The 23416-nt window shown below is 65.4% G+C and carries 19 protein-coding genes and 1 tRNA gene; 11 read left to right on the top strand and 9 right to left on the bottom strand.

Annotation, left to right across the window (positions count from 1 at the left end):
• Positions 1 to 308 precede the first annotated feature (308 nt).
• Positions 309 to 1349 carry a CAP domain-containing protein gene (locus CDO44_RS26775; RefSeq protein ID WP_087783320.1) on the bottom strand — a complete coding sequence of 347 codons (1041 nt, stop codon included), beginning with the start codon at positions 1347 to 1349 and terminating at the stop codon, positions 309 to 311.
• A gap of 216 nt (positions 1350 to 1565) precedes the next feature.
• Here CDO44_RS26775 and CDO44_RS26770 point away from each other — a divergent pair, with 216 nt between their 5' ends.
• From CDO44_RS26770 to CDO44_RS26755, 4 genes are all read left to right on the top strand, one after another.
• Complete coding sequence (locus CDO44_RS26770; protein ID WP_087783319.1) at positions 1566 to 1757, top strand: YqaE/Pmp3 family membrane protein; 192 nt, start codon at positions 1566 to 1568, stop codon at positions 1755 to 1757.
• A gap of 205 nt (positions 1758 to 1962) precedes the next feature.
• Positions 1963 to 4578 (top strand): alanine--tRNA ligase, encoded by a 2616-nt coding sequence (gene alaS, locus CDO44_RS26765; protein WP_087783318.1) that lies wholly within the window; start codon positions 1963 to 1965, stop codon positions 4576 to 4578.
• 22 nt (positions 4579 to 4600) lie between these two features.
• Complete coding sequence (locus tag CDO44_RS26760) at positions 4601 to 4843, top strand: sulfurtransferase TusA family protein (RefSeq protein ID WP_087783317.1); 243 nt, start codon at positions 4601 to 4603, stop codon at positions 4841 to 4843.
• 135 nt (positions 4844 to 4978) lie between these two features.
• Positions 4979 to 6091 (top strand): SGNH/GDSL hydrolase family protein, encoded by a 1113-nt coding sequence (locus CDO44_RS26755; RefSeq protein ID WP_158213455.1) that lies wholly within the window; start codon positions 4979 to 4981, stop codon positions 6089 to 6091.
• Positions 6092 to 6169: 78 nt separating this feature from the next.
• Here CDO44_RS26755 and CDO44_RS26750 read toward each other — a convergent pair whose 3' ends face one another.
• The 4 genes from CDO44_RS26750 to CDO44_RS26735 all read right to left on the bottom strand — a co-directional run bounded on the left by CDO44_RS26750 (position 6170) and on the right by CDO44_RS26735 (position 11580).
• Complete coding sequence (locus CDO44_RS26750; RefSeq protein WP_087783315.1) at positions 6170 to 9019, bottom strand: valine--tRNA ligase; 2850 nt, start codon at positions 9017 to 9019, stop codon at positions 6170 to 6172.
• A gap of 147 nt (positions 9020 to 9166) precedes the next feature.
• Positions 9167 to 9604, bottom strand: coding sequence for a hypothetical protein (locus tag CDO44_RS26745; protein WP_087783314.1), 438 nt, complete (start codon positions 9602 to 9604; stop codon positions 9167 to 9169).
• A 19-nt stretch (positions 9605 to 9623) separates the two neighbouring features.
• Positions 9624 to 10055 (bottom strand): DNA polymerase III subunit chi, encoded by a 432-nt coding sequence (locus tag CDO44_RS26740; protein ID WP_087783313.1) that lies wholly within the window; start codon positions 10053 to 10055, stop codon positions 9624 to 9626.
• Positions 10056 to 10068: 13 nt separating this feature from the next.
• Positions 10069 to 11580, bottom strand: a complete 1512-nt coding sequence (locus CDO44_RS26735) for a leucyl aminopeptidase (protein ID WP_087783312.1) — start codon at positions 11578 to 11580, stop codon at positions 10069 to 10071.
• 76 nt (positions 11581 to 11656) lie between these two features.
• Between CDO44_RS26735 and lptF the strand changes: the two genes are divergently transcribed.
• The 3 genes from lptF to CDO44_RS26720 all read left to right on the top strand — a co-directional run bounded on the left by lptF (position 11657) and on the right by CDO44_RS26720 (position 14405).
• A complete protein-coding gene (gene lptF / locus CDO44_RS26730; RefSeq protein ID WP_087783311.1) occupies positions 11657 to 12736 on the top strand; it encodes an LPS export ABC transporter permease LptF in 1080 nt (359 codons plus the stop codon).
• A gap of 160 nt (positions 12737 to 12896) precedes the next feature.
• Positions 12897 to 13844 (top strand): CysB family HTH-type transcriptional regulator, encoded by a 948-nt coding sequence (locus CDO44_RS26725; RefSeq protein WP_087783310.1) that lies wholly within the window; start codon positions 12897 to 12899, stop codon positions 13842 to 13844.
• Between the two features lie 171 nt (positions 13845 to 14015).
• Positions 14016 to 14405: a DUF2325 domain-containing protein gene (locus CDO44_RS26720; protein ID WP_087783363.1), complete on the top strand. Its 390-nt coding sequence runs from the start codon at positions 14016 to 14018 to the stop codon at positions 14403 to 14405.
• Here CDO44_RS26720 and CDO44_RS26715 read toward each other — a convergent pair.
• Positions 14359 to 15093, bottom strand: coding sequence for a C40 family peptidase (locus CDO44_RS26715; protein ID WP_233146382.1), 735 nt, complete (start codon positions 15091 to 15093; stop codon positions 14359 to 14361). The genes CDO44_RS26720 and CDO44_RS26715 overlap by 47 nt on opposite strands.
• A gap of 158 nt (positions 15094 to 15251) precedes the next feature.
• Between CDO44_RS26715 and CDO44_RS26710 the strand changes: the two genes are divergently transcribed.
• Entirely contained in the window at positions 15252 to 15659 is a 408-nt protein-coding gene (locus CDO44_RS26710) for a heme-binding protein (protein ID WP_087783309.1), read from the top strand.
• A gap of 25 nt (positions 15660 to 15684) precedes the next feature.
• The gene (locus CDO44_RS26705; RefSeq protein WP_369824716.1) at positions 15685 to 17010 is read left to right on the top strand and encodes an MFS transporter; all 1326 of its coding nucleotides are present in this window, start codon (positions 15685 to 15687) and stop codon (positions 17008 to 17010) included.
• A gap of 104 nt (positions 17011 to 17114) precedes the next feature.
• Here the strand turns inward: CDO44_RS26705 and CDO44_RS26700 are convergent, their stop codons facing one another.
• Positions 17115 to 18626, bottom strand: coding sequence for a fumarate hydratase (locus CDO44_RS26700; protein WP_087783308.1), 1512 nt, complete (start codon positions 18624 to 18626; stop codon positions 17115 to 17117).
• A gap of 69 nt (positions 18627 to 18695) precedes the next feature.
• Entirely contained in the window at positions 18696 to 19334 is a 639-nt protein-coding gene (locus tag CDO44_RS26695; RefSeq protein ID WP_087783307.1) for a YqhA family protein, read from the bottom strand.
• Between the two features lie 305 nt (positions 19335 to 19639).
• Between CDO44_RS26695 and acs the strand changes: the two genes are divergently transcribed.
• Both acs and CDO44_RS26685 read left to right on the top strand, forming a co-directional pair.
• The gene (gene acs, locus CDO44_RS26690) at positions 19640 to 21619 is read left to right on the top strand and encodes an acetate--CoA ligase (protein ID WP_087783306.1); all 1980 of its coding nucleotides are present in this window, start codon (positions 19640 to 19642) and stop codon (positions 21617 to 21619) included.
• Between the two features lie 438 nt (positions 21620 to 22057).
• Positions 22058 to 22147, top strand: a tRNA-Ser gene (locus CDO44_RS26685).
• Positions 22148 to 22276: 129 nt separating this feature from the next.
• Here the strand turns inward: CDO44_RS26685 and CDO44_RS26680 are convergent.
• Positions 22277 to 23323, bottom strand: a complete 1047-nt coding sequence (locus CDO44_RS26680; RefSeq protein WP_087783305.1) for a tripartite tricarboxylate transporter substrate binding protein — start codon at positions 23321 to 23323, stop codon at positions 22277 to 22279.
• Positions 23324 to 23416 lie beyond the last annotated feature (93 nt).

Here is a 23416-nt window from a genome sequence, read left to right as displayed (position 1 = left end):
AGCACCGTGGGCGACAGAGTGCTCCGTTAACGCTGGTGCCTATGTTGGAGCAATTTTATCTATGAGTATTAGTAGCTCGAATATCTTGGTCTCTAACGCATATTGTCAGCCAGGGTTCTACGGCAACGCGAATGCCACGGCTTCTTACTCCTGGGAAGACTATAGCGCTCGGCGTGGTGCCTTTTCCAATCAGAACCGGCATCAGCAACCGGCTAGTAACGGATATTCGGGTTATTTTTTTCAGTATGGGAGTTTTAATTCATCGTGCTATTACGAAATGCCAGGTTAGTGTGGAGCATGTCGCTATGTTAGTGTGAACTACGCGTTGTAAAGCTCCATGTAGTGTTGACGTTCTTGTTCGCTTGAGAAGCCTCAATCGTCACCCAGTAAGTCTTGTCGTTTTGTAAAACTACAGTCGGAAGAACGAAGATGCATCCTTGGTATACAGAAATCGGCGCCAAATTTGAGTCCGTCACTACCTCTGCATTGATAGGGCTTTCGACTGCTACGGCAGTGTTTCGCAGAAGCCGGATTGGAGTAGCGTCTTTTGCGTTTGCTTCTTTGAGCGTTACGTTGAAAACGTGCAAAGGCGCATAATTACCCTCCGCTCCGCAAAACATTATTGGTGTTCCCGTTACGGGAAGGTCGGGGGCTGGATTAGGCAATTCGCTTTCTGGGATAAAACTGGGATTGGCGTTTGTTTGGCGATCTGTCGGCCAGTGCCACACAGCTCTTAGTGGTAGCGGTGCTTGGCCAGCGTTCCCTAATGTAATGCTAGTGCTGAAAAGGAAAGCCGGCGTGGTTGTGCTGTCCACACCTATTCCCATTTGGGTTGCTCGCGGATCTAACATTCCATGCAAATGGTAGACAGAGAGTAGAAGAGACTCGATAGCTTCAACCCCAGGCTGATCATGGGTGATTACCTCATTGAGAGTGTTCCCTGCGTACCCTTGGGCCAATGCTCTTGCGGCATGGTTGACACCCGTGAACCACGGCTTCCCAGGATCCTCCCCATGCCCGATCTCGTAATTCCTGACCTGATACGTCGCATGCGCCTGCGCCGCCGCGTCGAGCTGGGCATTCTGTTCCACCGCGCTGACTCCGGCCGCCAGGCGCGCTTCGTTCAACCGAACGAAGGCGGCAAGCTTGTCCCCGGTGTAGCTGGAGGAGGGCATTTCCGTGATGGGCTGGCTGGTCTCGGGGCCTGGCGGAGGAACCTGAGGGCCCGTCGGGCCCGGCCCGCCGTCGTCGCCTCCTCCGCCGCAGGCCGCAAGCAGCACCGACAAGGGAAGCGCGCGCAGGAGGCGGGGCAGGGAGTGGGAAAGAGGGGGAGTGGAAGTCGTTTTCATCGCATGTTCTTATGTGTTGGAAGAGGAGGGCGCCTCGAGCTCCTGCGAAAGCGCGCCGGCCTGGCCAGGGGCGTCGAGCTACCTGGATCTAACGGGCGCATTGCCCTTCTCGATATACGGGGCTCCACGTACGTGGCCGCGGTCGCTTTCCGGCCTGGTTCGCGCCGCCCGGGCAGGCATGGGTAAAATGCCGCCGTTACCGGTTCCACGTTCCCTATGCGCCTGCTCCTCGCCCTCCTGCTCCCCTGGCTCCAGTTCTTCACCATCGGCCGCCCCTTCGCCGGCATCTTCTGCCTGATCCTCCAGATCACGCTGATCGGCTGGATTCCCGCCGCGATCTGGTCCGTGTACGCGCTGAGCCAGTACAAGACCGACCAGAAGATCAAGAAGGCGCTGGCCGGCCGCTGAGCGGCCGCGCGCCAGGCGCCTGGGCACGCCCGGCGTTATTCGGGCTCCGGCTGGCGGAAGGTCCGGTCGGCTGTTCCCCCGTTTTCCGGTCCCAGCCCGGAAGAGGGCCTTTGCGCCTGCCTCCCTCTATAATTGAAGATTCGATATTTATCCGGGGATGTAAACGGGCGCTGTTGGCGATTCATCCCCCTACCTGCGTGCAGCGATGAAATCCGCCGAGATCCGTCAGAAATTCCTCGAGTTCTTCGAGTCCAAGGGCCACACCGTGGTGCCGTCCTCGTCGTTGGTGCCTGCCAACGACCCGACCCTGCTCTTCACCAATTCGGGCATGGTCCAGTTCAAGGACGTATTCCTGGGCAACGAAGTGCGTCCTTACAAGCGCGCCACGTCTTCCCAGCGCAGCGTGCGCGCCGGCGGCAAGCACAACGACCTGGAAAACGTCGGCTACACGGCCCGGCACCACACGTTTTTCGAGATGCTGGGCAATTTCAGCTTTGGCGACTACTTCAAGCGTGACGCCATCCACTACGCCTGGGAGCTGCTGACCACGGTCTACAAGCTGCCCAAGGAAAAGCTGTGGGTGACGGTCTACCACGAGGACGACGAAGCCTACGGCATCTGGCAGAACGAAATCGGCGTGCCCACCGAACGCATCGTGCGCATCGGCGACAACAAGGGCGCACGCTATGCGTCGGACAACTTCTGGCAGATGGCGGACACCGGGCCCTGCGGCCCGTGTTCCGAGATCTTCTACGACCATGGACCGGAGGTCTGGGGCGGCCCGCCGGGATCGCCCGAGCAAGACGGCGATCGCTACATCGAGATCTGGAACCTGGTGTTCATGCAGTTCGACCGCGACGCCTCGGGCAGGATGACGCCGCTGCCCAAGCCCTGCGTGGATACGGGCATGGGGCTGGAACGCATCGCCGCGGTGCTGCAGCACGTGCACTCGAACTATGAGATCGACCTGTTCCAGAACCTGATCAAGGCGGCCGCGCGCGAGACTGGCTGTGCCGACCTCGCGAACAACTCGCTGAAGGTGATCGCGGACCATATTCGCGCATGCTCGTTCCTGATCGTGGACGGCGTCATTCCCGGCAACGAGGGCCGTGGCTACGTGCTGCGCCGTATCATCCGCCGCGCGCTGCGGCACGGCTACAAGCTGGGCCAGACCAAGCCTTTCTTCTACCGCCTGGTAAAGGACCTGGTCGCGGAGATGGGCGATGCCTATCCGGAGCTGGCCAAGGCCGAGTCCCGGGTGGAGCAGGTCCTGCGCCAGGAGGAAGAGCGCTTCGGCGAGACGCTGGAGCATGGCATGAAGATCCTGGACAACGCGCTGGCCGCGCTCAAGCCGGGCGCCGCGCTGGACGGCGATACTCTGTTCAACCTGTACGACACCTACGGCTTTCCGGTCGACCTGACCGCCGACATCTGCCGCGAGCGCAACGTGGACGTGGACATGGACGGATTCGAGGCCGCCATGACTCGCCAGCGCGAGCAGGCCCGCGCCGCCGGCAAGTTCAAGATGGCCGCCGGGCTGGCGTACGAGGGCGCCAAGACGGTGTTCGAGGGCTACACGCATCTGGCCGCCCAAGGCAAGGTCACGGCCTTGTACGTGGACGGCGTGTCGGTGCCGCGCATCGAAGCCGGACAGGCCGCGGTGGTAGTGCTGGACCGGACGCCTTTCTATGCCGAGTCCGGCGGGCAGGTGGGCGATGCCGGCGTGCTGGTGCAGGGCCAGGCGCGTTTCGACGTGGAAGACACGCAGAAGATCCAGGCCGATGTGTTCGGCCATCACGGCAAGCTGGTGTCCGGCGCGCTGGCGGTGGGCGACACGGTCGATGCCCAGGTCGACGAGGTGCGCCGCGCGCGCACCATGCGCAATCACTCGGCCACGCACTTGATGCACAAGGCGCTGCGCCAGGTGCTGGGCGAGCACGTGCAGCAGAAGGGCTCGCTGGTCGATCCGGAAAAGACCCGCTTCGACTTTGCGCATGACGCGCCGATGACCGCCGAGCAGGTTGCCCAGGTAGAGGCCATCGTCAACCGCGAGGTGCTGGCCAATACGCCGGTGCAGGCTCAATTGATGGCCTACGACGACGCGGTCAAGGGCGGCGCCATGGCGCTGTTCGGCGAGAAGTACGGCGACGAGGTCCGGGTGCTCGACATCGGTTTCTCGCGCGAACTTTGCGGTGGCACGCACGTGGCGCGTACCGGCGACATCGGCCTGTTCAAGATCGTGGCCGAAGGCGGCGTGGCGGCCGGCGTGCGCCGGGTCGAAGCCATTACCGGCGACAACTCCCTGGCCTATCTGCAGAACCTGAATGCCACGCTGGCCTCGGCCGCCGGCGCGCTCAAGGTGCAGCCGGGCGATCTGCCGGCGCGCATCGCGCAGGTCCAGGACCAGTTGAAAGGCCTGGAGAAGGAAATCGCCCAGCTCAAGAGCAAGCTGGCGAGCAGCGCGGGCAACGACCTGGCCGCCTCGGCAACCGAGGTCAAGGGCGTGAAGGTGCTGGCCGCCAAGCTGGATGGCGTCGACCCCAAGTCGCTGCGCGAGACCGTGGACCAGCTCAAGAACAAGCTGAAGTCCGCCGCCATCGTGCTGGCGACCGTCGAAGGCGGGAAGGTCAGCCTGGTCGCCGGTGCCACCGCCGACGTATCGGGCAAGGTCAAGGCGGGCGAACTGGTCAATTTCGTGGCCCAGCAGGTGGGCGGCAAGGGCGGCGGCCGGCCGGACATGGCCATGGCCGGCGGTACCGATCCCGCGGGCCTGCCGCAGGCGCTCGCCAGCGTGCAGGGCTGGGTCGAAGGCCGTCTGTGACAGTTTGGCGGGAGAAGGCTCGATGAGTACCGAACCGGTAGCGTTCGATCTGGAAGTGGATGCCAAGGGGCTCAAGTGCCCCCTGCCCATCCTGCGCGCGAAAAAGGCGCTGGCTACGCTCGAGAGCGGCCAGGTGCTGAAGGTCGTGTCCACCGACAAGGGGTCGGTGCGCGACTTCCAGGCCTTCTCCAAGCAGACCGGCAACGAATTGCTGGCGCAAACCGACGACGGCGAAGTGTTCGTCCACTACATGAAGCGGCGCTGAGGAAGCGGCCGCCACCGCTCGGTGCCGGCAGTCGCTGAACCTGTCGCCGCGAGTCGTGTCATACCGCAGCCGGCCGGCCGGCCGCCGGCGCGCGTCTCTTCCCGTCCCCAAGGTGTACCCATGCGGCTACCGTCATTGCGTTGGCTTTCGGTCCTGGCGCTGCTCATCGTGTGCGGCATCGCCGCGATCGCGGTGCGCGAGCGCGGCACGCGCCCGGTGGTGACGGGGCCCGTACGCTCCATCGTCTCGTTCGGCGACAGCCTCAGCGATGTCGGCACCTACAATCCGGCGGCCGTCCATCCCGATCCCGCTGCGCGCAGTGCCACGGGCCAGCGTTTTACGACCAAGCCCGGCGAGGTATGGGTGGAAGTCGTGGCCGACGAACTGGGATTGGCGGTCAAGCCCAACCAGCAGGTCGACTTCGGGCCGCGCGGCCATGGCGGCCGCATCGTGGAGCTGGACGGCACCGGCTACGCGCAGGGCGGCGCGCATATCGACGTCGATGGCGAGCCGGTTCCAGCGGAAGGCGCGCAGCTTCCGGACGAAAGCCTGCAAGGGGCGACCGCGATTTCCATCAAGACGCAGATCGATCGTTACCTGGCCGCGCACAAGGGCTTCGACGGCACCGAATTGGTGCTGGTCCAAGGCGGCGGCAACGATTTCCTGGACGCTTTCCAGAACCTGGCCGGCGGCGACCCCGAATCGGCTTCCGCGGCCGACGATCTGATGGAAGAGCTGGTCAGGGCCAAGGCCGCAGCCATGGTGACGCAGCTCAAGCGCCTGGCCGCTGCGGGAGCAAAACGTATCGTCTACGTCAACCTCCCGGACCTGGGCATGCTGCCTTTCATCCGCAATACCGAGCTGGAGGACCTGGCCACCGAAGTGTCGGAGGGCTACAACGAACTCGTGGCTTCGGGCCTGGCGGGCACCAACGTGCAGGTGTTCGACTTGGCCGGCTTCATCGACGATGTGGTGGACGATCCGGCCGCCGCGGGCCTGACCGTGACCGACAAGCCCGCCTGCCGGAGCCCGGATGCGGCGCAGGGCGAGGTCGATGCGCTGCTATGCGCCCGCGACACGCTGGTGGAGCCCGATGCCGACCGGCACTACCTGTTCGCGGACTCCATGCACCCGACGGCGGCCGGACATCGGCTGTGGGGGGAGAAGGTGGCGGGATTCATCCATGATCGCTTCGGCACTGCGTTGCGGCCGGCGCAGGATGCCGCGCACCTGACGACGAGGCGGTAGGCCGGCTCCGGGCGCGGAGTCGAGCGCTGCCGATTTGGGGGCGACCCACTGGCCGCTCCTCGCCTGCGGAGCCCGCAGTTAGCCCAACTTGGCCCGCTGCTCGCGGATCTTGCCCAGGGTGTCGCTGAATTGCGCCAGGCGAGCCTTCTCCTGCTCCACCACTGCGGCCGGGGCGCGATCGACGAAGCTGGCATTGCCGAGCTTGCCGTTGGCCTTGGCGATTTCGCCCTCCAGCCGGGCGATTTCCTTGTCCAGGCGCACTTTCTCGGCCGCCACGTCGACCTCGATATGCAGCATCAGGCGGGCGTCGCCGACGACCTGCACCGGCGCGCCGACGACGTCGGGCAGCGTGTCGACCACCTTGACCTCGGTCAGCCGCGCCAGCGCGGCGAGATAGGGCGCGTTGCGCTCCAGCGTGGCGCGGTTGCCGGTGGCGTTGAGCGGCGCCTTTTGCGAGGGCGGCACGTTCATTTCGCCGCGCAGGGCGCGGACGGCATCGACCTGCGCCTTGAGCTCCGCCATGGCAGCCTCGGCCGCTTCGTCGATCTTCTCGGGCTGGGCGGCGGGGTAGGGTTGCACGCCCACGCTGGTGGACTGGTCGGCGCGGCGCTTGCCGGCCGCCACCGAGACTTTCTGCCACAGCTCCTCGGTGATGAAGGGGATGATCGGGTGGGCGAGCCGCAGCACGGTTTCCAGCACGCGGATCAGCGTCTGGCGAGTGCCACGCTGCTGGGCCTCGCCGCCCGTCTGCAGCTGGACCTTCGCCAATTCCAGGTACCAGTCGCAGTATTCGTCCCAGACGAAGCGGTAGAGCGCGGTGGAGATGTTGTCGAAGCGGTAGTCTTCGAAGCCCTTGGCGACCTCGGCCTCGGTGCGCTGGAGCTGGCTGACGATCCACTTGTCGAACACCGACAGTTCGACCCTGGCGCCTGGCTCGACGCCGCAGTCCTTGCCTTCCACGTTCATCAGCACGAAGCGCGTGGCGTTCCAGAGCTTGTTGCAGAAGTTGCGGTAGCCTTCGCAGCGCTTGAGATCGAAGTTGATGTTGCGGCCCAGCGTGGCATAGGCGGCCATCGTGAAGCGCAGCGCGTCGGCGCCGAATGCCGGGATGCCCTCGGGGAATTCCTTGCGCGTCTTCTTGGCGATGCTTTCGGCCTGCTTGGGATTCATGAGGCCGGTGGTGCGTTTGGCCAGGAGGTCGTCCAGGCCGATGCCGTCGATCAGGTCGACGGGATCCAGGGTGTTGCCCTTGGATTTGCTCATCTTCTGGCCCTCGGCATCGCGGATCAGGCCGTGCATGTAGACGTGCCTGAACGGGACCTGGCCGGTGAAGTGGGTGGTCATCATGACCATCCTGGCGACCCAGAAGAAGATGATGTCGAAGCCGGTGACCAGCACCGACGAGGGCAGGTAGCGCGCCAGGTCGGGCGTCTGCTCGGGCCAGCCCAGCGTGGTGAACGGCACCAGTGCCGACGAGAACCAGGTGTCCAGCACGTCCGGGTCGCGCGTGAGCGTGCCGGTGTAGCCGGCGGCCGAGGCCTTGTCGCGCGCTTCCTGCTCGTTCCTGGCCACGAAAATGCGGCCGTCGTCGGCGTACCACGCGGGAATCTGGTGGCCCCACCACAACTGGCGCGAAATGCACCAGTCCTGGATGTTGTTGAGCCACTGGTTGTAGGTCGTGGCCCAGTTCTCGGGATAGAACTTCACCCGGCCGTCGGCCACCACCTCCAGCGCCACGTCGGTGATCGACTTGCCGGGATGGTACGTGCCTTCGGGGGCGGGCTTGCTCATCGCGACGAACCACTGGTCGGTCAGCATGGGCTCGATGATGGCGTTGGTGCGGTCGCCGCGCGGCACCATGAGCTTGTGCTTCTTGACCTCGGCCAGCAGGCCCTGGGCCTCGAGGTCGGCCACGATGCGGGCGCGGGCCTCGAAGCGGTCCAGGCCGCGGTAGGCTTCGGGCGCTTCGTCGTTGATGCGGCCGTCCAGCGTCAATACCGAGATCATGGGCAGGCCGTGGCGCTGGCCCACCGCGTAGTCGTTGAAGTCGTGCGCCGGCGTGACCTTGACCGCGCCCGTGCCGAATTCGCGGTCGACATAGTCGTCGGCGATGACCGGGATGAGGCGGCCGGTGAGCGGCAGCCGGACTTGCTTGCCGATCAGGGCCTGGTAGCGTTCGTCCTCGGGGTGCACCATCACGGCGACGTCGCCCAGCATGGTCTCGGGCCGGGTCGTGGCCACGGTGATGGCGGTGCCGCTGCCTTCCACCGGATAGCGGATGTGCCACAGGTGGCCGTCTTCTTCCTCGCTGATCACTTCCAGGTCGCTGACGGCGGTCAGCAGCTTGGGATCCCAGTTGACCAGCCGCTTGCCGCGGTAGATCAGGCCTTGTTCATAAAGCCGGGTGAAGACTTCCGCCACGCCGCGCGACATGTCTTCGTTCATCGTGAAGTATTCGCGCGTCCAGTCGGGCGAGGTGCCCAGCCGGCGCATCTGGCCGGTGATGGTTCCGCCCGACTGCTGCTTCCATTCCCAGACTTTCTCGACGAATTTGTCGCGGCCCAGGTCGTGGCGGCTGACCTTCTGCGCATCGAGCTGGCGCTCGACCACGATCTGCGTGGCGATGCCGGCGTGATCGGTGCCGGGTACCCAGGCCGTGTCGAATCCGCGCATGCGGTGATAGCGCGTCAGGCCGTCCATGATGGTCTGGTTGAAGGCATGGCCCATGTGCAGCGTGCCGGTTACGTTGGGCGGCGGCAACTGGATGACGAAGGTCTCGCCGTTGCGGGGGCCTTCCACGTGTACCCCGGCCTTGAAATCCCCCCGCTGTTCCCACAGCGGATACCAGCGCGCCTCGATGGCGGCCGGCTCGAAGCTCTTGGGCAGTTCGTCGGTCTCGTTTTGAGTCTGGGAGGAGGCTTGGGTCATCGGAATTCCGGAAATACGTCGAATATGCCGCCCGGCATGGCGGCCGCGGGCGGTAAACCTGTGATTTTAGTGGATTGCGCAACCAGGCGCCCGATGACTGACCGGCTTCCGCGGCTCGCGGGGGGAGGCCCGCGCGGCAGCGCAGGCCTATTCCTCGGTCCGGGGGCGGCTGCGGGCCTGGATGTCGGCGGCCTCGCGGCGGATCAGTTCTTTCTGTACGGCTTCGTCCACCATGCGTCCGAGTTCCTCGCGCAGGTGGTCGGCGATGTCGCCGAGCGCACGGGCGGCCGCGACCTCGAGCGCCGCCCGCATGCGGGTCTTGAGCAGCGGATCGACGCGGTCGAGCAGGTCTTGCAGGATGGTCGTGCGCAAGGTCTCGATTTGCGTTTCCAGGTCCGGTCCGCGGGGCGCCGCCGGGTGAGGCCCGGTGGGGGCCATGGCCGCGGGGCCTGCTTCCCCGGCGAGCGAAGCCGGGCCGGACGGCGCGGTACGGGGTGCCCGGGCGGACGGCGGCAGCGGGATGTCCAGTACTTCGGTCAGGACCGGGATGCCCGCGTCGTCGCGCGGGGAGAACGGAGATTGCATGTCGGTACCCCCTGCATTCCTACGGGATTTGTTGGCGCGACACGTCGTGCCGCACGATGTTGTGGCCGCATTCCTGGTAGAACCGCCACCGGGCCCTTGCCGCCTCGCGGTCGGCCGGATCGTTCGAGACCACTTCGATGACCCGCTGGAAGCGGGTGTAGATGGGGGGCCAGTCGTCGTCCAGGTTCAGCAGCCAGTCGTGGTGCGGCGTGGGGGCGTCGGACGAGGTGAGGACGATGGGGGTGTCCGCGGCCAGCGGATCGTTGATCCGCACATGAGGAACGAAGGAGATGTCGTCCAGCGCCCAGAGCATTTGGTCGAAGGCGTTCAGGCGGCCATTGTCGCGGCAGTACACCACCAGCCGGTGCCCCGCCTGGTGGCGGCGGGTGGCGATCTGGCAGGCGGTGCGCAGCCGGTCGGGCGCGCTGAAGGCGAAGTCGATTTCCGTCATGGGCGGGCGGGGTTCAGCTCAGGGACAACAGGTATTGCGTCAGCAGCGGCACGGGCCGGCCCGTGGCTCCCTTGTCCTTGCCGCTGCGCCATGCCGTGCCGGCGATGTCCAGGTGGGCCCAGCGATAGCCCTTGGCGAAGCGCGACAGGAAGCACGCGGCGGTGACGGCGCCGGCGGGCGGCCCCCCGATGTTGGCCATGTCGGCGAAGTTGGACTTGAGCTGTTCCTGGTATTCGTCGTCCAGGGGCAGGCGCCAGACCGGATCGAGCGCCTGGCGCGACACGCCGATCAGGGTGTCGGCCAGGGCGTCGTCATGGGTGAACAGGCCGGTGTTGACGTGGCCCAGGGCCGTGACGCATGCGCCGGTGAGCGTGGCGATGTCGATCACCGCCGCCGGCTTGAAACGTTCGACGTAGGTCAGGGCATCGCACAGGATCAGCCGTCCCTCGGCATCGGTGTTGAGGATCTCGACCGTCTGGCCCGACATGGTGGTGACCACGTCGCCCGGCTTGTTGGCGCGGCCGCTGGGCAGGTTCTCGCAGGTCGGCACGACGCCTATCACGTCCAGCGGCAGGCCCAGCTCGGCCACGGCGCGCAGGGTGCCGAAGACGCTCGCGGCGCCGCACATGTCGTATTTCATCTCGTCCATGCCGGCGGCGGGCTTGAGCGAGATGCCGCCGGCATCGAAAGTGATGCCCTTGCCGACCAGCACGACGGGCCCGCCGGGAGCCGCCGCCTTGCCGCGGCCGGCGGGCTTCTGCCTCGCGCCTTCGTAGCGCATCACGATGAACTTGGGCGGTTCGTCCGAGCCGCGCGCCACCGACAGGAAGGAGCCCATCTTGAGCGCCTCGATCTGCTTGCGGTCCAGCACCTCGACCTTGAGTTTGTGCGTGCGGCCCAGCTTCTTGGCGGTCTCGCCCAGATAAGTGGGCGTGCAGACGTTGCCCGGCAGGTTGCCGAGGTCGCGCGCGAGCGACATGCCGCTGGCGATGGCGCTGCCTTCGCGCAGGCCGGCCTCGGCCTCCTTGGCGTCGGCGCGCTCGACCGCCAGGGCCAGTCGGGCGAGCTTGGGACGGCCCACGGCCTCGCGCTTGCCGAAAGTGGCATCGAAACGATACGTCACATCTCCGGCGGCGATCGCCGCAAGGCGCGCCCGGCTGCGGACGTCGGCCGCCTGCATGGGTACGGCCGCCAGTGCCGACACGGCCTCGGCCACGCCCAGGGCGGCGGCGACCGACAACGAAGCCCGGCAGGCGGCCGCCAGCACTTTGGGAGAGAATGCATCTTGCGGGCCCAGCCCGGCCAGCACGACCCGCTGGGCCGCCACGCCGGGCAGGGACCTCAGCACCAGCGTTTCGCCCGCCTTGCCCTTGAAGTCGGTCTTGACGGCGGCGCGCACCGCGCCCTGCGCCGCGCGATCGACGGCATCGGCGGCCGGCGTGAGCACGCCCTCGGCGAAGACGCCGACCACCAGCGCGGCGGTCTTGATTTTCTCGGGGGCGGAGGTCTGTGTGCTAAAGTCCATGCGCGATTCTTCCTGTATGTAGTCGCGAGATCGTCAATTATCCCGCAGATGCGGGTCCCTCGCACAGGCCAGTACCGTGTCCCTGTTTCAGCGCTCCGTCAAAGACGAATTGGTCAGCCATGCCAGCGTGGTCTTCTCCACGCTGGTGGTCGTGTGGATCAGCGTCTTGCTGGTGCGCCTGCTGGGCGAGGCGGCGGCCGGGCGCATCGGGGCCGACGTGGTCATGGGCATCGCGGCGTTCTCGTCCATCAATGCCCTTCCGACCATCATCGCCGTATCGGTGTTCATCGCCGCGCTCACTACCGTGACGCGCAACTACCGCGAGTCGGAAATGGTGGTCTGGTTCTCCAGCGGCCTGAGCCTGTTCGACTGGTTCAAGCCCATCCTGCGCTTTGCCATTCCGTCCGCCGTGCTGGTCGCCCTCCTGACGCTCGCGGGCTCTCCGTGGGCGCAAAGGCAGATCGCCGACTATCGCCAGCGCTACGAGCAGCGCTCCGACGTCTCCAAGGTCACCCCCGGCCAGTTCCTCGAATCCAGCGGCATCGATCGCGTGTTCTACGTGGAGTCGGCCACCGACACGATCGACCGCGTCCAGAACGTATTCGCCCGCTGGATCGAGAACGGCCGGCTCAACGTGCTGGTGTCCGGGGCGGGGGCGCAGGAAGACCAGCCCAATGGCGACCGTTTCATGGTCCTGGAGTCGGGCCACCGCTATGAGTTCGTGCCCGGCACGCCGGAGTTCCGGCTGACGAGCTTCGAGAAATACGGCGTGCGCATGGAGAGCAAGGGCCCGGTCTCGCCCGACGATCTCTCCACCAAGGCGCGCTCGACCATGCAGCTGCTTCGCGATGGCGGACCGGGCGCCGCGGGCGAGATGCTGTGGCGCGTCAGCATGCCGCTGCTGGCCATCAACCTCGCTTTGCTGGCCATTCCCCTGGGGGCGGTGAATCCCCGCCTCGGCCGCTCGGGCGACGTGGTGATCGCGCTGCTGGTGGCCTTGTTCTACCTGAACATGGTCAACCTGGCCAAGGCATGGGTGAACAACGGACGGGTCGATTTCTTCGTCGCCCTGGTGGCCTTGCACGGCGCGGTGGCGCTGCTGACCGGGGCGCTGATGTACTTCCGGCTCAGGGTGAAGGCGCCGAAGGGCGGGTGACGAGACCGCGCGCCGGGCGGTTGTGCGGCCGCCATGCTGCAAAAACCGACTATGCTAATTACTAAATAGCATTAAGAGCAGGTCGTATATTACATTATGATCTATCGGTTGCCAGAACCTGCTGGAGCGGGTTGGATGGCCGATCATAGTGAACCGCACCATGAACCTGCAGCAATTCAAATTCGTCCGGGAAACCGTGCGTCGCGACTTCAACCTGACCGAAGCGGCGCGCATGCTCTACACGTCGCAGCCGGGGGTTTCCAAGGCCATTATCGAGCTGGAAGACGAATTGGGCGTGAAGATCTTCGAACGCCACGGCAAGCGCATCAAGGGCCTGACCAAGCCCGGCCTGGCCGTGTCGCAGATCGTCGACCGCATCATGCGCGAGGTGGACAATCTCAAGAAGGTCAGCGATGAATACGCGCGGCGCGACGAGGGCGGGCTGACCATCGCCTGCACGCATACCCAGGCGCGCTATGCGCTGCCGCAGGTGATTCCCGCGTTCCGCAAGCTGTTCCCCAAGGTCCATTTGTCGCTGATCCAGGGCAGCCCCGGCCAGCTGGCCGACATGGTGCTCAACGAGCAGGCCGATCTGGCCGTGGCGACCGAGGCGCTGGCGCTGACGCCCGGCATGGTGACGCTGCCATGCTATACCTGGGAACACGTGGTGGTAGTCACGCCGGAGCATCCGCTGGCGCAACTCACGTCCTCCCAGGCCAAGAAGCTGACGCTGGAGCAGCTCGCGCAGTATCCCATTATCACCTACGACCGCGCATTCGCGGGCCGGGGAGCCATCGACCAGGCCTTCAGCTCGCAGGAAGTCCATCCCGATTTCGTGCTCGAGGCCATCGACGCCGACGTCATCAAGACGTACGTGGAGCTGGGGCTGGGCGTGGGCATCATCGCGGGCGTGGCCTACGATCCCAAGCGCGACAGCGGGCTGGTCGGGCTGCCCGTGGGCCGGTTGTTCGGCATGCATACCAGCCGCATCGGCATGAAGTCCGGCACCTTCCTGCGCGACTATGTCTATACCTTCGTCGAGCTGCTCGCGCCCAACCTGACCCGCGAGGTGGTGCAGAATGCCATCAAGCCGGCCGAGCAGGGCTGACCTTCCTTTGCTCGCAATGGCACGGACGGGCAGGGGGCCCGTCCGCATGCATTTGAGTTCCCTATCTCCGGGGCGATGTCGATTAGTTTAATCAAATGAGAATCCATCTCATTCTTGTTGACTCTATAACGAGAATGATTATCATTTGGCGATGTATTCGACATGACGGAGATCACCATGGCAGTCAGCGCAGTCGTCGTCGGGGCCGACCGGCTAGGCAACATTCCCGACCTGCTGAAGGGGCACAACATCGCCATCACGCATCACATCAGTGGCCGCGATCCGGCGCATCAGAAAAAAACGCTGCAGCTGCCGTCGGGAACGGAGTTGCTGATCCTGCTGACCGATTTCCTCGGCCACAACGTCATGAAAGCGTTCAGGCAGGCTGCGCAGCGCTCCGGCATACAGGTCGTCGCTTGCCGCCGCTCGGTATGCTCGATGCAGCAAGCCCTTCAGAACTGTGGACTGTGCGGCGCCCAGGCCGGAGAGGCGTGCGCGCGGGAGGCGGAAGAGGTCACCGTGAAGCTGATTCGGCGGAAGCCAGGCGCCGCGCGCCATTGAAGCGCTTCTTCCAGTACGCCAGGTCCATGCTTTCGATGCGGACCACGCCGCCGGAAGAGGGCGAGTGCACGAAGCGGCCGTCGCCCAGATAGATGCCCACGTGCGAGAACTTGCGGCGCAGGGTGTTGTAGAACACCAGGTCGCCCGGCTGCAGTTCGCTTATCTTGACCGGCTCGCCTATGCGACTCATTTCCTCGGCCCGGCGCGGCAGTTGCAGGCCCAGGACTTCGCGGCTGACATAGCCGACCAGTCCGCTGCAATCGAAGCCCGCCTCGGGCGAGGAGCCGCCCATGCGATAGGGAACGCCGAGATAGTTCAAGGCGTAGGTGGCCAATTCCGCCACATTGGCCGAGTCGGTCTCGGACGGATCGTCCTGCCATTCCCCCGAAAGGATTTTCTCCGGATCCGCCGGCGTCTCGGCGCGGGGCGGGGTGACGAGGCCGTCGCGCCAGGAGGGAATGGGGTGCGTGGGCAGGCTGTAGCGAGCCGTGCGTTTGCCGGCGGTGTCCGGCACGCCGGCCATGGTGGCGCCGCCGCCGGGCGTGGGGGATTGGGTGGCGCAGCCAGCCAGCGTGGCGAATCCCACGATGACCGCCAGTTTGCGTCCAGCCGTCCGGACCTTCGTCCGCCCGGCGGGGAACAACGGCCGGGATGCATGCAGGCGAAGGGGCTGGGGGGCCTTTTTCATTCGTATAGCGGGACGCGGACGCGTAGGATGATGCAAAAGTGGCGCTAAGATACCGCTTTGCCGGCGCCCAGGTCAATGCACTTGTGCGTGCAACGATATAAATCCTGCAAGGGGACACCCTAAAATCGCAGGTTTTCCCCCAACGAGGATTCCGTTCCATGAAGACCAAGCACGTCCTGACCGCCGACGACGTCAAGAAGATCCTGGCCGCCGCCGAAGCCGAGGCCCTCGCCAACAAGTGGGCGGTGACGATCGCCGTCGTGGATGACGGCGGCCATCTGCTGGGCCTGCTGCGCCTGGACGGCGCGCCGGCCATTTCCTCGCACATCGCTCCCGCCAAGGCCCACACCGCCGCGCTGGGGCGCCGCGAATCCAAGGTCTACGAGGAAGTGATCAACAACGGCCGCACCTCGTTCCTGTCGGTTCCCACCATTCATGGCATGCTCGAAGGCGGCGTGCCCGTCGTGGTCGAGGGCGAGACCATCGCCGCGGTCGGCGTTTCCGGCGTTAAGTCGAACGAGGATGCGCAAATCGCCCGCGCCGGCATTGCCGCGCTCGGGATCTGAGCATCGGCAGGCCGGGTTGACCGCCATGCCCGGGCCGTCGATGCGCGGCGCGCTCAACCCCGGCGTGCGCCCGCGCGAGGTCTTCGCGTGGGCGCTCTACGACTTTGCCAATTCCGGCTATACGACGGTCGTGCTGACGGCCGTCTTCAATGCGTATTTCGTCGGCGTGGTGGCAGGCAACGCCTCCTGGGCCACGCTGGCCTGGACGGCGGCGCTGTCCTTGTCCTACCTGATCGTGATGCTCGCCATGCCCGGCCTGGGCGCCTGGGCCGACGCCCGCGCGGCCAAGAAGCGCCTGCTGGCGGCCAGCACCGTGGGCTGCGTCGCGGCCACGGCCGCGCTGGCGCTGGCCGGCCCGGGGGGCCTGTGGATCGCGGTTCCCGCCATCATCGTCTCGAACGTCTGTTTCAGCATCGGCGAGTCGGTCATTGCCGCGTTCTTGCCGGAACTGGCCCGGCCCCAGTACCTGGGCCGCGTGTCGGGATGGGGCTGGAGCTTCGGCTACGTGGGCGGCATGCTGACCCTGGGCCTGTCGCTGGCGCTCGTCATCGGGGCGCAGGCGGCGGGCCGGCCGGCCACGGAGTTCGTGCCCTGGACCATGCTGGTGACGGCCGGCGTGTTCGCGGTGGCCGCCATGCCGGTGTTCCTTTTCCTACGAGAGCGCGCGCGTCCGGCCGCCTTGGGCGGCGGCGCGCCGGATTTTGGGGCGGTCATGCGCCAGCTTGCGGCATCGTGGCGCGATTCGCGGGCTTTTCCCGATTTTCGCCTGTTGCTGATCTGCGGGGTTTTCTACCAGGCGGGCATCGCCGTGGTCATAACGCTGGCCGCGGTCTACGCCGACCAGGTCATGAAGTTCAGCCAGACACAGATCATGACGCTGGTGTTTCTGGTCAATATCGCGGCGGCGGCTGGCGCTTTCACGTTCGGTTTCGTCGAGGACCGCATCGGCCACAGGCGGGCGCTCGCGGCGACCCTGATGGGCTGGATCGTGATGGTGCTGATCGCGTTTTTCGCTCGCAGCCCCGCGGGGTTCTGGGTGGCGGCCGCCATTGCCGGCCTGTGCATGGGATCCAGCCAGAGCGCCGGGCGGGCCATGACGGGGGCGCTGGCGCCGGTTTCGCGGCTGGCGGAGTTCTTCGCGTTGTGGACCTTCGCGACGCGCCTGGCATCGATCATCGGCCCGCTCACCTATGGCCTGGTGACCTGGGCGACGGCAGGCAATCATCGGCTGGGAATCTTGTCGACCGGCGTTTTCTTCGTGATCGGCCTGGCGATACTGAGGCGGGTCGACATGGCGCGCGGCGTGGCGCGGGGGCAGGCGGCCGAGGCGCTCAGGCCTTCAGGTAGCTGAGCAGGCCCTGTACCATTCCACCCCCCTGCCAGGGTGCCGCGGATCCGGCTCCGCCGGTCCGCCAGCACCGCCGCCTGGGGGGCGCGCGTAAGCGCGTAGGGGGGTCACGCCAGCTCGGCGATCTTGACCTTCCAGGTCTTGGGACCGGTCTCGTGCACCGACGTGCCGCTCGCGTCCACGGCCACGGTCACGGGCATGTCTTCCACTTCGAATTCGTAGATGGCTTCCATGCCGAGATCTTCGAAGCCCACGACCCTGGCCGAGCGTATTGCCTTCGATACGAGGTAGGCCGAACCGCCCACGGCCATCAGGTAGGCCGACTTGTGCTTGCGGATGGCCTCGATGGCGACGGGGCCGCGTTCGGCCTTGCCGATCATGGAGATCAGGCCCGTCTTCTCCAGCATCATGTCGGTGAACTTGTCCATGCGGGTGGCGGTGGTGGGGCCGGCGGGGCCGACCACTTCATCGCGCACCGGATCGACGGGACCGACGTAGTAGATGACGCGGTTGGTGAAGTCCACGGGCAGTTTTTCGCCGCGGGCCAGCATGTCCTGGATGCGCTTGTGGGCGGCGTCGCGGCCGGTCAGCATCTTGCCGGACAGCAGCAGCGTCTGGCCGGGTTGCCACGAGGCGACTTCTTCCTTGGTCAGGGTGTTCAGGTCCACGCGCTTGGACTTGTTGTAGTCCGGCGCCCAGTGCACGTCGGGCCACTCATCCAGCGAGGGCGGGGTCAGCACCGCCACGCCGGAGCCGTCCAGCACGAAATGCGCATGGCGGGTGGCGGCGCAGTTGGGAATCATGGCCACGGGCTTGGAAGCGGCGTGGGTGGGGAACATGCTGATCTTGACGTCCAGGACGGTCGTCAGGCCGCCCAGGCCCTGGGCGCCGATGCCCAGGGCGTTGACCTTCTCGTACAGCTCGATGCGCAGTTCTTCCAGCTTGTTGCTGGGGCCGCGCTGGAGCAGCTCGTACATGTCGATGTCTTCCATCAGCGACTGCTTGGCCATCAGCATGGCTTTCTCGGCGGTGCCGCCGATGCCGATGCCCAGCATGCCGGGCGGGCACCAGCCGGCACCCATCGTGGGCACGGTCTTGAGCACCCAGTCCACCAGGGAGTCGCTGGGGTTGAGCATGACGAACTTGGTCTTGTTCTCGGAGCCGCCGCCCTTGGCCGCGACCTGCACGTCCACGGTGTTGCCCGGGACCAGTTCCACGCTCAGCACACAGGGGGTGTTGTCGCGGGTGTTCTTGCGCTCGAACTGCGGGTCGGCCAGCACCGAGGCGCGCAGCTTGTTGTCCGGGTTCAGGTAGCCGCGGCGCACGCCCTCGTCGCACAGTTCCTGCAGGGTGCGCCGGGTCTCGAAGCGCACGTCCATGCCGATCTTCATGAACACGTTGACGATGCCCGTGTCCTGGCAGATGGGACGCTTGCCTTCGGCGCACATGCGCGAGTTGGTCAGGATCTGGGCGATCGCGTCCTTGGCCGCCGGGTTCTGCTCGCGCTCGTAGGCGCGGGCCAGGTGGCGGATGTAATCGACCGGGTGGTAGTAGCTGATGAACTGGATCGCATCGGCGATCGACTGGATCAGGTCTTCTTCTTTGATGACGGTAGTCATGGGCGCTCCGAAAAGAGAAGGGTGGGGCGCTGGCATGCCGCCGCGCCGTAGGGTTGTGGCCGGGACCGTTCAGTGTCCGTGCGGGTCCTGCTTGAGCATGGGGGCCATCAGTCGATCGCAGTAGGCGATGGCCATCGCCGACAGCAGGAAGGCCAGGTGGATGCCGCCCTGTGCCAGGATGGTCTTGGCGTCGTAATGGGCGGCATTGATGAAGGTCTTGAGCAGGTGGATCGACGAGATGCCGATGATGGCCGTGCCCAGCTTCACTTTCAGCACCGAGGCGTTGACGTGCGACAGCCACTCCGGCTGGTCCGGATGGCCCTCAAGGTGGAGCCTCGATACGAAGGTTTCGTACCCGCCCACGATCACCATGATGAGCAGGTTGGAAATCATCACCACGTCGATCAGGCCGAGCACCACGAGCATGATGGTGGTTTCCGTGAGCTTGGCGGGAACCGGCGCGGCAGCCGCGCCCGGCACCACCGGCATCACGGCCTCGGCCAGCATGCCGATGGCTTCCTTGTTGCCGAAGGCCGCCTCGATCAGATGGACGAGCTCGACCCAGAAATGATAGACGTAGACCGCCTGGGCGACGATCAGTCCGAGATAGAGGGGGAGCTGCAGCCAGCGGCTCATGAAAATGAGCTTGGGCAGCGGGCGCAGGGGTTCCGTCCGGGAGAGACCCGGGGCAGGGGATGGGGAAGACATGTTTTCCAGGTAGGCTGCGGCGCGCAGAATAACGGTTCGGCGGGAATTGTAAGCCAAGAGGGAAGCCCGCCCCCTTACGCGCTTCGCACGCCCAGCAGGGTGAGCCCCCAGCCGCTACGCGGCAGTCCCCCAGAAGGGGGCGCGTCCGCCTCGGGGCGGCCCGGCGCCGGGCCCCGCAAGGGGGCGGCACAGGCGGACCGGCGGTGCCCTGGATGGTTTTGTTGCGGTGCAGCGCGTATGGGGGGCCGGCTTTCGGTAACCTACGGGTATCCGCACCGATCACTATCATCAGAGGACGTAAGGCGATGTCTACCATCGATTCAGTTCTGACCGAGACACGTGTGTTCCAGCCCTCCGCGGAATTCGTCAAGCAGGCGAACATCCCGGGCATGGCGGCCTACAAGGCCTTGTGCGAGGAAGCGGAGCGCGACTTCGAGGGCTTCTGGGCGCGACTGGCGCGGGAAACGCTGCACTGGAGCAAGCCGTTCACGCGGACGCTGGACGAGAGCAATGCTCCTTTCTACAAATGGTTCGACGACGGCGAGCTGAACGTCTCGTACAACTGCCTGGACGTGAACCTTACCAACGGCAACGCCGACAAGGTCGCCATCATTTTCGAAAGCGATGACGGCGCCACCACCAAGGTCACCTATCGCGAACTGCACGCCCGGGTATGCCGCTTCGCCAACGGCATCAAGGCCCTGGGCTACAAGAAAGGCGATCGTTCCATCATCTACATGCCGATGTCGATCGAGGCCGTGGTGGCGATGCAGGCCTGCGCCCGGCTCGGCATCACGCACTCCGTCGTGTTCGGCGGTTTCTCCGCCAAGAGCCTGCAGGAGCGCATCGTCGACGTGGGCGCGACCTTCGTCATTACGGCGGACGAGCAGGTGCGCGGCGGCAAGACCATTCCGCTCAAGCCGGCCGTGGAGGAAGCCTTCGCCATGGGCGGTTGCGAGGCGGTGAAGAAGGTCATCGTCTATCGCCGCACCGGCGGCAAGGTCGCCTGGACGGAAGGGCGCGACCTCTGGATGCACGACGTGGAAAAAGGCCAGGCCGACACCTGCGAGCCGGTCCAGGTCGAGGCGGAACATCCGCTGTTCGTGCTCTATACCTCCGGCTCCACCGGCAAGCCCAAGGGCGTCCAGCACGCGTCGGCGGGCTACCTGCTGTGGGCGGCGCTGACCATGAAATGGACCTTCGACCTCAAGGCGTCCGACGTCTATTGGTGCACGGCCGACGTCGGCTGGGTGACCGGCCATACCTACATCGCCTACGGACCGCTGGCCGTGGGCGCGACCCAGATCGTGTTCGAAGGGGTGCCGACCTATCCCAATGCCGGCCGCTTCTGGGACATCATCCAGAAACACCGCGCCACCATCTTCTATACCGCACCCACCGCCATCCGCTCGCTGATCAAGGCGGCCGAGGCGAGTCCCGACCACCATCCCAAGAAATACGACCTGTCCACGCTGCGCGTCATCGGCTCGGTGGGCGAGCCCATCAATCCCGAAGCGTGGATGTGGTACTACACCAATGTGGGCGGAGAGCGCTGCCCCATCGTCGACACCTGGTGGCAAACCGAGACGGGCGGCCACATGATCACGCCGTTGCCCGGCGCCACCGGCCTGAAACCCGGTTCGTGCACGCTGCCGCTGCCTGGGATCTTCGCCGCCATCGTCGACGAGACCGGTGCCGACGTCGAGCTCGGCAAGGGCGGCTTCCTGGTGGTCAAGCGCCCCTGGCCGGCCATGATCCGGACCATCTGGGGCGATCCCGAGCGCTTCAAGAAAAGCTACTACCCCGAGGAGCTCGGTGGCGCCTACTACCTGGCCGGCGACGGCGCCAACCGCGACACCGACGGCTACTTCTGGATCATGGGCCGTATCGACGACGTGCTGAACGTATCGGGACACCGCCTGGGCACCATGGAAGTCGAGTCCGCGCTGGTGGCGCATCCGCTCGTGGCCGAGGCCGCGGTCGTGGGGCGCCCCGACGACCTGACGGGCGAGGCCGTGGTGGCGTTCGTCGTGCTGAAACGGTCCCGGCCCGACGACGCGGAAGCCGCCGAAATCGCCAAGGAACTGCGCAACTGGGTGGCCAAGGAAATCGGCCCCATCGCCAAGCCCAAGGAAATCCGCTTCGGCGACAACCTGCCCAAGACCCGCTCCGGCAAGATCATGCGTCGCCTGCTGCGCGTGGTCGCCAAGGGCGAGTCCGTCACGCAAGACGTCTCCACGCTGGAAAACCCCGCCATCCTGGAGCAACTCGGCAAGGCGCTGTGATTTCCGATAATATGCACGCAATTGGTGCATCTGGCCGCGAAAGCGGTGGTGCGCACCGCACCATAATAGGGGTCAATCCCTAGTGTCACAGTCCAATTGCGGGCGCAGAATATCGTTATGCAGTGGAGGAGACAAAACCCCTGCAGTCTTTAGAAAAGCAAAACGCCCGAGCGGCCGGTGCCAGAGAGTGCCGGCCGCCGCGGCTATAACAAGAAGGTGCAGCGGTCTCCTCCATTCTCGCCAACCGTTCGGTTTGGTGCCTTGATTCCCCCAAAAACATCCCCTTTGTGCAGCGCAATGCACTGCCAAGGCTCATCGGGTCTTGCGTGATGCAAAAACTCCAGTGCAGGCAGAGACCGCCCGCGAGGTCGCTAGTGGCTGCCCGCACGGCAATCTGATAATATAGCGGGCTCTGCTCGGAAGCTTTCCGCGCAGTACGGACAGGTGGCCGAGTGGTTGAAGGCGCACGCCTGGAACGCGTGTATATGTGAAAGCGTATCGTGGGTTCGAATCCCACCCTGTCCGCCAAGGACACTGCAACGGCTTATCGCCGCTGCCAAAAAAAGCCGTTTCCTTCCGGGAAGCGGCTTTTTTTTGCCAAGTTCGGTAGTCGTCGAGCCGAAGAGGGTCACAGAGCCGGATAGAACACCCGCTCAATCACGGCCGCGAGCCAATCCCCAAGCTCTTGATCAACGCCGGGATTGCCGACGCCTCCGCGCGATAGCTTTCAAGAAACTCGCCAGGGGAGCTCCCGATCGCCCGGAACCCAAGATCCTCCAGCGATTTCCTGAATCCCGGGTCGTTGGCCGCAGCCTTGGCGGCAAGCGCCAGTTTTTGAATGACCGCCTCGGGCGTGCCGGCCGGAGCAAGCAACCCGTGCCAAGGCTTGCTGCGAAACACGAACCCATCGAATCCCGCTTCCGAAAACGTCTGAACGCCAGGAAACCTGGGAGACTTGTCAACGATGGCAATGGGTTTGATCTTTCCCGCGGCGAGGTGCGGCAAGGCGTTCTCCACGGACGCAAACGCCAGGTTGACTTCGCCGGCGATCAGGTCCTGCATGGCCGGGGGCGAACCCCTGTAGGGTACCTCGGTGAGCTTGATGCCGGCCTGCCTGGCCAGGGATTCGAGGATCAGCTGAGGGTATGAGGCCGGGCCGAACGAGGCGTAGGTGCGAGGCGCCGAGGACGATCTGGCGTCCTTGATCAGGCCCGCGAGGTCGTTCACGGAAGCGGTGCTTTGGGTGAGAAGCACCGGGCCGGAAATGGATTCCGCCACCTTGCTGACGAGACGGAAGTCGCGTTGCGGATCGTAGGGAACTTGCATCGTGAACGGAGCAGACACCAGGGGATCCGGAACGGTGAAGAGCAGCGTGTAACCATCCGGCTTGCTGCGTGCGACCTCCGCGGTGCCGAGGGTGGCTCCCGCTCCCGGCTTGTTTTCGACGATGACCGTTGCGCCCAGAGTGCGCGAGAGGTTTCGCGCGAACAGCCTGCCGGCGGTGTCGATGGGGGATCCGGGTGGAAGAGGGACGACCAGCTTGATGACGCGAGCGGGGTAGTCGCCTTGGGCGGCTGCCCATAGGGGGGTCGCGGCCGCAAGTATGCCGGCTCCCAGTACGATCCGGCGAAGCCTGGCGTCAAGCGGCTTTGGGTGGCCCGGGAACCCGGCGGACGCCTCGATGGGAGGAGCGACGCGTTTCATGATGTCTCCGCTTTGGTCTTGCCGCCTGCATCGCGGCTTGAGGTAGCGGGCCGACTATTCTGAATTCCGGGGCCTGAGTCAATTTCAAGTCTC

It is taken from the genome of Pigmentiphaga sp. NML080357 (assembly GCF_002188465.1).
Classification (GTDB): domain Bacteria; phylum Pseudomonadota; class Gammaproteobacteria; order Burkholderiales; family Burkholderiaceae_B; genus Pigmentiphaga.
The sequence above is the reverse complement of the archived record's forward strand: the minus strand, read 5'-3'. Positions and strand labels throughout refer to the sequence as shown.

Bases quoted from the DNA above. Each gene is read 5' to 3' on its own strand.
- CDO44_RS26775 (WP_087783320.1), bottom strand. From the start codon at position 1,349: ATGAAAACGACTTCCACTCCCCCTCTTTCCCACTCCCTGCCCCGCCTC.
- CDO44_RS26770 (WP_087783319.1), top strand. From the start codon at position 1,566: ATGCGCCTGCTCCTCGCCCTCCTGCTCCCCTGGCTCCAGTTCTTCACC.
- alaS (WP_087783318.1), top strand. From the start codon at position 1,963: ATGAAATCCGCCGAGATCCGTCAGAAATTCCTCGAGTTCTTCGAGTCC.
- CDO44_RS26760 (WP_087783317.1), top strand. From the start codon at position 4,601: ATGAGTACCGAACCGGTAGCGTTCGATCTGGAAGTGGATGCCAAGGGG.
- CDO44_RS26750 (WP_087783315.1), bottom strand. From the start codon at position 9,019: ATGACCCAAGCCTCCTCCCAGACTCAAAACGAGACCGACGAACTGCCC.
- CDO44_RS26745 (WP_087783314.1), bottom strand. From the start codon at position 9,604: ATGCAATCTCCGTTCTCCCCGCGCGACGACGCGGGCATCCCGGTCCTG.
- CDO44_RS26740 (WP_087783313.1), bottom strand. From the start codon at position 10,055: ATGACGGAAATCGACTTCGCCTTCAGCGCGCCCGACCGGCTGCGCACC.
- CDO44_RS26735 (WP_087783312.1), bottom strand. From the start codon at position 11,580: ATGGACTTTAGCACACAGACCTCCGCCCCCGAGAAAATCAAGACCGCC.
- CDO44_RS26725 (WP_087783310.1), top strand. From the start codon at position 12,897: ATGAACCTGCAGCAATTCAAATTCGTCCGGGAAACCGTGCGTCGCGAC.
- CDO44_RS26715 (WP_233146382.1), bottom strand. From the start codon at position 15,093: ATGAAAAAGGCCCCCCAGCCCCTTCGCCTGCATGCATCCCGGCCGTTG.
- CDO44_RS26710 (WP_087783309.1), top strand. From the start codon at position 15,252: ATGAAGACCAAGCACGTCCTGACCGCCGACGACGTCAAGAAGATCCTG.
- CDO44_RS26705 (WP_369824716.1), top strand. From the start codon at position 15,685: ATGCCCGGGCCGTCGATGCGCGGCGCGCTCAACCCCGGCGTGCGCCCG.
- CDO44_RS26700 (WP_087783308.1), bottom strand. From the start codon at position 18,626: ATGACTACCGTCATCAAAGAAGAAGACCTGATCCAGTCGATCGCCGAT.
- CDO44_RS26695 (WP_087783307.1), bottom strand. From the start codon at position 19,334: ATGTCTTCCCCATCCCCTGCCCCGGGTCTCTCCCGGACGGAACCCCTG.
- acs (WP_087783306.1), top strand. From the start codon at position 19,640: ATGTCTACCATCGATTCAGTTCTGACCGAGACACGTGTGTTCCAGCCC.
- CDO44_RS26680 (WP_087783305.1), bottom strand. From the start codon at position 23,323: ATGAAACGCGTCGCTCCTCCCATCGAGGCGTCCGCCGGGTTCCCGGGC.